This window comes from Xanthobacter sp. BG11Y11_SDJG, assembly GCF_057364445.1.
Map to the genome: position 1 here is coordinate 1 of NZ_JBNFNU010000860.1, position 625 is coordinate 625.

The following is a 625-nucleotide window of genomic DNA, read 5'->3' on the forward strand; positions in this document are numbered from 1 at the left end:
ATCAGCGCCGGTGCGCGCCGCCTCGCTCGCGACACCGGTGCGGACCACCGCCGCGCGCCCGTCGCCGCCGGTGACCACGGTGCCGGCATGCACCAGATTGTGGCGCTCACCGACCGCGCCGGGCACCTCGGGCAATGGCGCGGCGGTCTTCTCCACCGGCAGGCTCTCGCCGGTGAGCGCGCTCTCGTCCACGGAGAGGGCATTCGCGGCGATCAGCCGGGCATCGGCGGCCACCACCGTGCCGGGCGCCAGGAGGAGGACGTCGCCGGGCACGATCTCCGCGCGGGGATCACCGCCGGCGCGCCGTCCGCAGCACCGCGGCCGGATGCTCCACCGGCCGCGACAGGCGGCGGATGAGGCGCTCGGTGGAATGTTCGGTGGCGAAGCCGATGCCGGCATTCACCGCGATCACCGTCAAGGTGACGGCGGCATCGAACGTGCCGCCGGTGGCCAAAGAGAGGACGGCCGATCCCACCAGCAGGCCCACCGGAAGGTTGGAGACCTGCTCGCGAAGGATCGCGGCGGCCGACCGGCCCTGCGGTTCCGGCATGGCATTGTCGCCGTGCGCGGCGCGGATGCGCGCGGCCTCGGCCGTGGACAGGCCGGCGGCCCGCGTTCCGATGTA

Annotated in this window: 2 protein-coding genes; both read right to left on the bottom strand. The window is 74.4% G+C overall.

The window, feature by feature from the left end:
• Positions 1–273 (bottom strand): P-type ATPase actuator domain-containing protein (locus AC2W7M_RS26990; protein WP_486136307.1); only part of this gene is annotated, 273 nt, incomplete at its 3' end.
• Between the two features lie 16 nt (positions 274–289).
• The coding region (locus AC2W7M_RS26995; RefSeq protein WP_486136309.1) for a cation-transporting P-type ATPase at positions 290–625 on the bottom strand (336 nt) is incomplete at its 5' end.